We start from the raw sequence: 10169 nt of genomic DNA, 5'->3' as shown, positions 1-10169 counted from the left end.
GGTGCGCTGCGGCGCAGCGCACCCGCCCGGTGCGAGGTCCTCAGCCGGTGTTGCGCATCCCGGCGGCGATCCCGTTGATCGTCAGCAGCAGCGCCCGGCGCAGCGCCGGGTCGACCGCCTCGCCGCTGGCGCGCGAGCGGGCCAGCAGCGAGACCTGCAGCGCGTGCAGCGGGGCCAGGTAGGCGTCGCGCAGCTCCAGCGTGCGCTTGAGCACCGGCGCGGACTGCAGCAGCTCGTCCTGGCCGGTGAGCAGCAGCACCTCCTCCAGCGTGCGGGCGTGCTCGGCGCGGATCACCTCGAAGGCGCCGCGGTCGCCGGGGGCCACGAGCTCCTCGACGTAGTGCGCGGCGATGCCCAGGTCGGTCTTGGCCAGCGTCATCTGCACGTTGGAGACGAAGCTGCGGAAGAACGCCCAGTCGGCGAACATCTCGCGCAGCGCGTCCGCGCGGCCCGCCTGGCGCGCGGCCCGCAGGCCGGAGCCGACGCCGAACCAGCCGGGGACGTTGATCCGGCTCTGCGTCCAGCCGAACACCCACGGGATGGCCCGCAGGTCCTCCAGGCCGCCGGTCCCGCCGGGGCGGCGCGAGGGCCGCGAGCCGATGTTGAGGTTGCCGAGCTCCTCCACCGGGGTGGCGGTGAGGAAGAACGGCACCAGGCCCGGGTCGCGCACCAGGGCCCGGTAGGCCTCCTGGCCCTTGGCGGCCACGAGGTCCATCGTGGCGTCCCACACGTCGAGCACGTCGCGCGGCTGCGAGGAGGTGCGGTGCAGCGTGGAGGCCTCCAGCGCCGCCGACAGCGCGACCTCGAGGTTGTGGCGCGCCAGCCGCGGCTGGACGTACTTGTCGGAGATCACCTCGCCCTGCTCGGTGACCTTGATGGGCCCGTCGAGGGTGCCGTAGGGCTGGGCGAGGATCGCCTCGCCGGTCGGGCCGCCGCCGCGGCCGACGGAACCGCCGCGGCCGTGGAAGAGGCGCAGGGTGACCCCGTGGCGGGCGGCGACGTCGCGCAGCGCGCGCTGGGCGCGGTGGATCTGCCAGCGGGAGGCGGCGATGCCGGCGTCCTTGGAGGAGTCGGAGTAGCCGAGCATGATCTCCTGCACGTCGCCGCGGGCGGCCACGACGCGGCGGTAGGAGGGGTCGCTCAGCAGCCCCTCGAGCAGCTCCTCGGCGGCCTCCAGCTCGGTGACCGTCTCGAACAGCGGCGCGAAGCCGATGCGCGCGACGTCCCGGCCCTCCGACAGGTCGACGAGGCCGACCTCGCGGGCCAGCACGACGACGGCGAAGAGGTCGTCGATGCCCTGCGTCATCGAGACGATGTAGGTCTCGATCGCGTCGTCGCCGTAGCGGTCCAGCGCCTCGCGGATGGTGGAGAACAGCTGCACCACCTGCGCCGGGGCACCGGTGAGGGTGCGCACGGCGGCGCCGATGAGGGGCCGGTGCCCGGACAGCTCCTTGGACAGCAGCTTGGTGCGGGCGCTGCGGTCCAGGTCGGCGTAGGGGGTGATGAGCTCGCCGAGGCGGTCGTAGATCGCGGCCAGCGCCGCGTGGTGGCGGCCGGCGTGCTCGCGCACGTCCAGCGTCGCCAGCCCGAACCCGACGGCCCGCACCACCCGCAGCAGGCGCGCCACGGCGCCGTCGGCGACGAGGTCGCCGTCGTTGCGGCGCAGCGACTCCTCGATCATGCGGATCTCGGCGGTGAACTCCTCGACCCCGGTGTAGTCGCGGCCGGGGACGTGCTCGGCGCCCGAGCGCAGCCGCGCCCTCGTCCCCTCCAGGCGGGCCAGGACGTAGGAGAGCTTGAAGCGGTACGGCTCCTCGCCGTTGAGGTGGGCGCGGGCGCCGTGCACCTCGGGCAGCGCCAGGGCGTCCTCGCGCAGCGAGGCGAGCAGCTCCTCGGAGAACCCGACGACCTGGGTGGAGGCCGCCAGCTCGGTGAGCAGGTCGCGCGTGGCCGCCACCAGCACGTCGATGGCCGCCTCGTGCTGCATGCCGAGCACCTCCAGCGTCACCTCGGGGGTGACGTTGGGGTTGCCGTCCCGGTCGCCGCCGACCCAGCTGCCGAAGCGCAGCGGCTGGGCGTCGGCGGGCAGCTCCAGGCCGGCCGAGCGCAGCCCGGTGTCCAGGTCCTCCAGCAGGTCCGGCAGCACCTGGGAGGTGAGGTTGCGCAGGTAGTGCAGCGCCGAGCGGGCCTCGTCGGCCGGTCGCGGGCGCTCCACGCGCAGCTCGTCGGTCTGCCACAGCAGGTCCACCAGCTCCGCGAGGCGGCGCTGGCCGCGCGCGGCGTCGGCCGGGCGCTGCTGGGGGTCCTCCGAGGCCTCGACGATGCTCGTGATGCGCAGCAGCAGGTCCAGCACCGAGCGGCGGCTGGACTCGGTCGGGTGGGCGGTGAAGACCGGGCGCAGCTGCAGCCGGCCCAGCACCTCGTTGGTGGTGGCCACGTCCAGCTCGCCGGCGTCCACGGCGCTGGACAGGCGCTCCAGGGCGGCCGACAGCCCGCCGCTGGAGCGGGTGAGCTCCAGGCCGCGGTGCAGCTGCTCGGAGGCGTTGGCCAGCTGGAAGTAGGCGGTGAACGCCCGCGCCAGCACGATGGCCGTGGCGTCGTCGACGCCGGACAGCAGCCGGGCCAGCTCGGCGCCGTCGTCGGGTTCGCGGGCCAGCGCCCGCACCTGCTCGACGAGGTCGAGCAGCTCGGCGCCCTCGTGGCGGGTCAGCGACTCCCCGAGCAGCTCGCCCAGGCGGCGCACCGAGGCCCGCAGCGCGGCGTGGCCCTCGTCGGAGGAGACCCCGTCCAGGGTGAGGGCCTGCCCTCCGCCCCCACCGTCCCGGGTGCCGTCCCTGGCCACCTGCGTGTACGTGCTCACGGGCTCGCCTCGCCTCCCTGCCGGTGCTCGAGGGTCGACGCTGACTCCACGTGCACGTCCGTCTGCTGCCGTTCGCCCTCCGCCGGGCGACGGGGGCAGTCTTGCGCGTCCGCGCCCGACGGCGAAACCGGGGGCGGCGGGGTGCCTGGCGCGGGCGGGGGAGGCGAGGCGGTGGGCGCTGCGCCGGTCGGCTGCGCCGGTCGGTCGCGCCGGTCAGTCGCCGGCGGCGGCGGCCTTGAGCTTGGAGCCGGCGGTCAGCTTCGCGCCGAAGGACGCGGCGATCTCCAGCGTCTCCCCGGTGCGGGGGTTGCGGCCGGTGCGGGCGGCGCGCTCGACGCGCTCGACGGTCATCAGGCCGGGCAGCTTGACCGGCTCGCCCTTGGCGACGGCCTCGACGAGGACGTCGCCGAAGGCGCTGAGGACGGCGTCGGCGTCGGTCTGCGTCAGTCCGCTGCGCTCGGCGACGGCGGTGACGAGTTCGGATCGGTTCACGGGCTCCTCCAGGTGCTCGGGCGGTGGGACGGTGGCCGCCGACGTTACCCGTGGTCACGGCACGTGCTCGGCACGTGGCGATCGACGGTGCGTCGTCGGCCGCCGGAGACGCTAACAGCGCCTCCGGACACCCGCCGACGGCGGCGTCCGGCCCGGCCCGGCCGCCCGCGCCCTCAGCCCTCGGCCCGCTGCCCGTCCCGCTCGGCCTGCTCCTGCCGGGCGCTGCACGGCCCGCAGACGCCGAAGACCTCCACGACGTGCTGCACCCGGGTGAAGCCGTGGTCGGCGCCCACGCGCCGGGCCCAGGCCTCGACGGCCGGGCCCTCGACCTCGACCGTGCGCCCGCACAGGCGGCACACCAGGTGGTGGTGGTGGCCGGTGCTGCAGCGGCGGTACACGGCCTCGCCGTCGTCGGTGCGCAGCACGTCGACGTCGCCGTCCTCGGCCAGCGCCTGCAGCGCGCGGTAGACGGTGGCCAGCCCGACGCTGTCGCCGCGCTCGCGCAGCTTGGCGTGCAGGTCCTGCGCCGACAGGAACGCGTCGGCCTCGTCCAGGACGGCGGAGACCGCGGAGCGCTGCTTGGTGGACCGGCGGGCCGGGGTGGTCACGGCTGCTCCTTCCCTCGCGCCCGCGCGGGCCGGGCTGGTCGCCGGGCGCGTCCTCGGGCTCGTCGTCGGGTCTCGTCGGGTCTCGTCGTCGCTCTCGCCGCCGGGTCCGCCCCGCGGCCGGGTCAGCCTACGGCTCCGCCCCGCCGGGGTCGTCCGCTCGACGGGCCGCTCCGCTCAGCGCGTAACCTGGCGGCTCCGCCCGCCGCTCCCGGCGGGCGCGCCGCCGACACCCAGCCGGACAGGAGCACCCGCGTGGCCGCCTCGCCCTCCTCGCGCCTCGACCCCGTCGTCAACCTCGCCAAGCGCCGGGGTTTCGTCTTCCCGTCGGGCGAGATCTACGGGGGCACCCGCTCCGCCTGGGACTACGGTCCGCTCGGGGTGGAGCTGAAGGAGAACATCAAGCGCCAGTGGTGGCGGGCGACGGTCTCCTCGCGCGACGACGTCGTGGGCCTGGACTCCTCGGTCATCCTGCCGCGGCGCGTGTGGGAGGCCTCGGGCCACGTGGCCGTCTTCACCGACCCGCTGGTGGAGTCCCTGGTCACGCACAAGCGCTACCGCGCCGACCACCTGCTGGAGGCCTACGAGGCCAAGCACGGCCACCCGCCGGTCAACGGCCTGGCCGACGTCCCCGACCCCGACACCGGGGTGCGCGGGCAGTGGACCGAGCCGCGCGAGTTCTCCGGCCTCATGAAGACCTACCTGGGCCCGGTGGACAACGAGGAGGGCCTGCACTACCTGCGCCCGGAGACCGCCCAGGGCATCTTCGTGAACTTCGCCAACGTCATGGGCTCGGCGCGCAAGAAGCCGCCGTTCGGCATCGGCCAGATCGGCAAGAGCTTCCGCAACGAGATCACCCCCGGCAACTTCATCTTCCGCACCCGCGAGTTCGAGCAGATGGAGATGGAGTACTTCGTCGAGCCCGGCACCGACGAGCAGTGGCACGAGTACTGGCTGCAGGAGCGGATGTCCTGGTACGTGGGCCTGGGCATCGACCCCGGCAACCTGCGCTTCTTCGAGCACCCGCAGGAGAAGCTGTCGCACTACTCCAAGCGGACCGTCGACATCGAGTACCGCTTCGGCTTCACCGGCTCGGAGTGGGGCGAGCTGGAGGGCATCGCCAACCGCACCGACTACGACCTGTCGACGCACTCCAAGGAGTCCGGCGTCGACCTGTCGTACTTCGACCAGACCAAGGGCGAGCGCTGGACGCCCTACGTCATTGAGCCCGCGGCCGGCCTGACCCGCTCGCTCATGGCCTTCCTCGTCGACGCCTACACCGAGGACGAGGCGCCCAACACCAAGGGCGGTGTCGACAAGCGCACCGTGCTGCGCCTGGACCACCGCCTGGCCCCCGTCAAGGCCGCCGTCTTCCCGCTCTCGCGCAACGAGCAGCTGTCCCCGAAGGCGCGCGACCTGGCCGCGGAGCTGCGCAGGAGCTGGAACGTCGAGTTCGACGACGCCGGGGCCATCGGCCGCCGCTACCGCCGCCACGACGAGGTCGGCACGCCGTACTGCATCACCGTCGACTTCGACACCCTCGAGGACCAGGCCGTCACGATCCGCGAGCGCGACAGCATGGCGCAGGAGCGCGTCGGCCTCAGCCAGGTGACCGCCTGGCTCGGTGCGCGCCTGGTCGGGGCCTGAGCCGCCCGGCGTACCCGCTCGCCGCGCACCAGCCCCCCGCGGGCGGCGGAGCGCGCGAGGGGCTGGCGCGCCCGCTCGTCGCCGGGTGCGTCGCGGCCCTGACGGGTTTCGCCAGCTCGTTCGTGCTCGTGCTGGCCGGGCTCAGCGCCGTCGGCGCCACCCCGGCGCAGGCGGCGTCGGGTCTGCTCGTGCTGTGCCTGGTGCAGGGCGCCCTGGCGTGCCTGCTGTCCTGGCGCACCCGCCGGCCGCTGTCGTTCGTGTGGTCCACGCCCGGCGCGGCGCTGCTCGTCGCCGCGCAGGGGCGCACCGGTTCCTTCGCGGCGGCGGTCGGCGCGTTCGCGCTGTGCGGGCTGCTGCTGGTGGTCACCGGCTGCTGGCCGCGGCTGGCCGCGCTCGTGCGCAGGGTGCCGGTGCCCGTCTCCGGTGCGCTGCTGGCCGGGGTGCTGCTGCCGCTGTGCCTGGCACCGGTGGACGCCGTGCGCGAGCAGCCGCTCGCGGCGCTGGCGGTCGTCGCGGTCTGGCTGCTGCTGCGCCGCACGGGCTCGGGGTGGGCGGTGCCGGCGGCGATGCTCGTCGCGCTGGCCGGCACGGCGCTCTCAGTGCAGACCGCGCCCGCGCCGGAGTGGCTGCCGCGGCTGGTGCCGGTGCTGCCCGCGCTGGACCCGTTCGTGCTGGTCTCGCTGGGCGTGCCGCTGTACGTGGTGACGATGGCGGGCCAGAACGTGCCCGGCCTGGCGGTGCTGCACACCCTGGGCCACCGGGACCTGCCGGTGGGCCGGGTGCTGGCCGGCTCGGGGGTCGGCACGCTGCTCGCGGCGCCCTTCGGCGGTCACGCGGTGAACCTGTCCGCCCTGGCGGCCGGGATCATCGCCGGCCCGGGGGCGGCGCGCGACCCCGGGCGGCGCTGGATCGCCGCGGTCGGCGGCGGGGCGGCCTACCTGCTGCTGGGCCTGCTGGCCACGCCCGTGGCCGGGTTCGTCGGGGGCACCAGCCCCGTCCTCGTCGAGGCCGTCGCCGGGCTGGCGCTGCTGGACTCCTTCGCCGGTGGCCTCGTCTCCGCCCTGGAGCAGCCGCAGCAGCGGCTGACGGCGGCGGCCACGTTCGCGGTCGTCGCCTCCGGGGTCAGCCCGGCCGGGGTGGGCAGCGCGTTCTGGGGGCTGCTCGCCGGGCTGGGGCTGTTCGCCCTCGCCCGCCCGTCGCGCCGTGGACGCCACCTCGGCGCGGCGCCCGTCCCCTGAGGCCCGCTCCCGGGAGGGGCCGCCCGGGCCCCCACCCACCCGCCGGCTGCCCGGCACCCGCGCGGGCCCTCACAATGGGAGGGTGAGCGCACCCACCCTGACGGCACCCCCGACGAGCGCCCCCGTCGCGCCGCTGCGCATCGGGCCGCACGTCTCGGCCACGCCCGTGGTCCTCGCGCCGATGGCCGGCATCACCAACGCCGCCTACCGGCAGCTGTGCCGCGAGCACGGCGAGGGCTTCTACGTCAGCGAGATGATCACCTCCCGCGCCCTCGTCGAGCGCACGCCCGAGACGATGCGGCTCATCGGGTTCGGCCCCGACGAGCGCCCCCGCAGCCTGCAGCTGTACGGCGTCGACCCGGTCACGGTCGCCAAGGCCGTCGAGATGATCGTCGCCGAGGACCTCGCCGACCACGTCGACCTCAACTTCGGCTGCCCCGTGCCCAAGGTGACCCGCAAGGGCGGCGGCTCGGCGCTGCCGTGGAAGGCGGACCTGTTCCGCCAGATCGTGCACGGCGCGGTCCGGGAGGCCGCCAAGGGCGGCGTCCCGCTGACGGTGAAGATGCGCAAGGGCATCGACGACGACCACCTCACCTACCTGCAGGCCGGCCGGACCGCCGAGCAGGAGGGTGCCGCGGCCGTCGCCCTGCACGGGCGCACGGCCTCGCAGCACTACTCCGGGCACGCCGACTGGGAGGCGATCGCCCGGCTCAAGGAGACCGTCACCACGATCCCCGTGCTCGGCAACGGCGACGTCTGGAGCGCCGAGGACGCGCTGGAGATGGTGCGCCGCACCGGCTGCGACGGCGTCGTCGTCGGCCGCGGCTGCCTGGGCCGGCCCTGGCTGTTCACCGACCTCGAAGCGGGTTTCGCCGGCCGCGACGAGCGGGTGCGGCCCGGCCTGCGGCACGTCACCGCGGTCATGCGCCGGCACGCCGAGCTGCTCGTCGAGTTCTACGAGGACGAGCTGCGCGGTTGCCGCGACATCCGCAAGCACGTCTCCTGGTACCTCAAGGGCTACGCCGTCGGCGGGGACATGCGGGCCCGCCTCGCCCTCGTCGACACCCTGGCGGCCCTCGACGAGCTCATCGCCGACCTCGACCTCGACCAGCCCTACCCGGGCGAGGCCGCCGAGGGCTCGCGCGGGCGGGCGGGTTCCCCGCAGAGCCGCGTCGCGCTGCCGGAGGGCTGGCTCGACAGCCAGGAGCTCACCGGCGTCGCCGCCGAGATGGTCCGCCAGGCCGAGCTGTCGGTGTCCGGCGGATGAGCACACCGGCCGGCTACGCCGCGGCCGACCTGGAGCGCTGGGCGCCCGAACCGCCCAAGACGCACAGCCGCACCGCCTTCGCCCGCGACCGCGCGCGCGTCCTGCACTCCTCGGCGCTGCGCCGGCTGGCGGCCAAGACGCAGGTGGTGGGCCCGGGCACCGACGACTTCGTGCGCAACAGGCTGACGCACTCCCTGGAGGTCGCCCAGGTCGGCCGCGAGCTCGGCGCCGTGCTCGGCTGCGACCCGGACGTCGTGGACACCGCCTGCCTCGCGCACGACCTCGGCCACCCGCCGTTCGGCCACAACGGCGAGCGGGCGCTGGCCGAGGCCGCCGCCGGCATCGGGGGCTTCGAGGGCAACGCCCAGACCCTGCGGCTGCTCACGCGGCTGGAGCCCAAGAGCACGCGCCCGGACGGCACGCCCGTCGGGCTCAACCTCACCCGCGCCAGCCTGGACGCCTCCACCAAGTACCCCTGGCTGCACGGCGCCGCCCCGCGCGCCACCACGAAGTTCGGGGCCTACGCCGACGACGCGGAGGTGTTCGACTGGCTGCGCGACGGCGCACCGCGCGACCGCCCGTGCGTGGAGGCGCAGGTCATGGACTTCGCCGACGACGTCGCGTACTGCGTCCACGACGTCGAGGACGCCGTCGTGGCCGGGCACGTGCGCCTGGACTGGCTGGCCTCCGCCGAGACCCGCGCGCGGGTCGCCGCGCAGGTGCGCGACTGGTACGTGCCCGACGCCACCGACGAGGCCGTCAGCGCTGCGCTGCAGCGGTTGTCCTCCTCGCCGTTCTGGGCCGTGGAGCAGCCCGGGGAGGTGTTCGGCGGGCGCCGCCATCTGGCCGCGCTCAAGGACATGACCAGCCAGCTCATCGGCCGGTTCGCCAACGCCGCCGAGCACGCCACCCGCGAGCGCTACGGCCCGGGCCCGCTCACCCGCTACGCCGCCGACGTCGTCGTCCCGCCGGAGACGGCGCTGGAGGTCGCCGTCCTCAAGGGCGTGGCGGCCACGTTCGTCATGAGCGCCCAGGAGCGCCAGCCCTTCTACGCCCGCCAGCGCGAGCTGCTGCACGAACTGCTCGCCGAGCTCGTCCGCCACGCCCCCGAGGTGCTGGAACCGCCGTTCCGCGAGGACCACGCGGCCGCGGCCGACGACGCCGCCCGGTTGCGGGTCGTCGTCGACCAGGTCGCCTCGCTCACCGACGTCTCGGCGCTGGGCTGGCACCAGCGCCTCACCAGGCGCTGAGCGTCCCCGCGGTCAGCGAGCCCACCAGCCCGGAGGCGCTCGTCAGGTTGCACTGCACGAGCCGGCTGCCCGCCTGCCAGTTCGCCTCGGTGGGGTAGTAGTACGTGTACTCCAGGCCCTCGCCGTCCAGGCCGGAGCCCGCGACGGCCTGGCCGACCGCCTGGGAGCAGTGCTCCTCGGCCTCGTCGGCCAGCGCCTGCCGCCCCGGGTAGTCGTCGCCGAACACCGCGTCGAGCGGGTGCACCTGGACGACCTCGGCGGTGTGCGGCACGGCGCAGTCCGCGAGGCTGACGCTGCCGGTGTCCATCGAGGACGCGGACTCGTCGAAGCAGTCCCCGGCCAGCAGCGTGTCGATGGCGAGCGCGCTGCCGACCCCGCCGTCCGCGCCGTCCGCGCCGGTACCCCCGCCGTCCGCCGGGGTGCGCGCCGTCGCGCCGTCCTGCGCCGAACCCGCGGAACCCGCGGAACCCGAGGAACCCGCGGACAGGCTGATCCCGACGCCGAGCAGCACGGTCGCGACGGCGATCGCGAGACCGGCCACCACCTGCACCGCTCCCAGCACGACGCCGGCGACGGCCAGGCCGCGGCCACCGGCGCCCGAGCGGGCGGTGCGGCGCAGCGCGAGGACGCCCAGCACGATCGAGACGAGGGAGCCCCCGACGAGCGAGGTCACGAGGGCGGCGACGGCCAGGCCGTCGGTGGGACGCGGGTGCACGGTGACGGTGCCCGGTGCGGCGAGCTGGTCGGAGGAGGTCACGGGCGGGCAGCGTAGGCAGCCGCCCGCGGTCGGCGCCGGGATTTTCCACCGGC

The 10169-nt window shown here is 75.4% G+C and carries 8 protein-coding genes; 4 read left to right on the top strand and 4 right to left on the bottom strand.

Annotation, left to right across the window (positions count from 1 at the left end):
- Window positions 1–40: 40 nt before the first annotated feature.
- The 3 genes from ppc to ACRYM2_RS16420 form a co-directional block, all read right to left on the bottom strand.
- Window positions 41–2860 carry a phosphoenolpyruvate carboxylase gene (gene ppc / locus ACRYM2_RS16430; protein WP_432523510.1) on the bottom strand — a complete coding sequence of 940 codons (2820 nt, stop codon included), beginning with the start codon at window positions 2858–2860 and terminating at the stop codon, window positions 41–43.
- A 213-nt stretch (window positions 2861–3073) separates the two neighbouring features.
- Window positions 3074–3352, bottom strand: a complete 279-nt coding sequence (locus tag ACRYM2_RS16425; RefSeq protein ID WP_432523509.1) for an HU family DNA-binding protein — start codon at window positions 3350–3352, stop codon at window positions 3074–3076.
- A gap of 173 nt (window positions 3353–3525) precedes the next feature.
- Complete coding sequence (locus ACRYM2_RS16420; RefSeq protein WP_432523508.1) at window positions 3526–3960, bottom strand: Fur family transcriptional regulator; 435 nt, start codon at window positions 3958–3960, stop codon at window positions 3526–3528.
- A 252-nt stretch (window positions 3961–4212) separates the two neighbouring features.
- On the opposite strand from ACRYM2_RS16420, the gene ACRYM2_RS16415 reads away from it, so the two are divergent.
- The 4 genes from ACRYM2_RS16415 to ACRYM2_RS16400 all read left to right on the top strand — a co-directional run bounded on the left by ACRYM2_RS16415 (window position 4213) and on the right by ACRYM2_RS16400 (window position 9359).
- A complete protein-coding gene (locus ACRYM2_RS16415; RefSeq protein WP_432523507.1) occupies window positions 4213–5604 on the top strand; it encodes a glycine--tRNA ligase in 1392 nt (463 codons plus the stop codon).
- Window positions 5605–5726: 122 nt separating this feature from the next.
- Entirely contained in the window at window positions 5727–6842 is a 1116-nt protein-coding gene (locus ACRYM2_RS16410; RefSeq protein ID WP_432523506.1) for a benzoate/H(+) symporter BenE family transporter, read from the top strand.
- A gap of 82 nt (window positions 6843–6924) precedes the next feature.
- The gene (gene dusB, locus ACRYM2_RS16405) at window positions 6925–8109 is read left to right on the top strand and encodes a tRNA dihydrouridine synthase DusB (RefSeq protein ID WP_432523505.1); all 1185 of its coding nucleotides are present in this window, start codon (window positions 6925–6927) and stop codon (window positions 8107–8109) included.
- Entirely contained in the window at window positions 8106–9359 is a 1254-nt protein-coding gene (locus tag ACRYM2_RS16400) for a deoxyguanosinetriphosphate triphosphohydrolase (RefSeq protein ID WP_432523504.1), read from the top strand. Before dusB ends, ACRYM2_RS16400 begins: the two co-directional genes overlap by 4 nt.
- Here the strand turns inward: ACRYM2_RS16400 and ACRYM2_RS16395 are convergent.
- Window positions 9346–10116 (bottom strand): DUF4190 domain-containing protein, encoded by a 771-nt coding sequence (locus ACRYM2_RS16395; RefSeq protein ID WP_432523503.1) that lies wholly within the window; start codon window positions 10114–10116, stop codon window positions 9346–9348. The genes ACRYM2_RS16400 and ACRYM2_RS16395 overlap by 14 nt on opposite strands.
- Window positions 10117–10169 lie beyond the last annotated feature (53 nt).

The sequence above is a fragment of the Kineococcus aridisoli genome (assembly GCF_050871885.1).
Taxonomy (GTDB): Bacteria; Actinomycetota; Actinomycetes; order Actinomycetales; family Kineococcaceae; genus Kineococcus.
The sequence above is the reverse complement of the archived record's forward strand: the minus strand, read 5'-3'. Positions and strand labels throughout refer to the sequence as shown.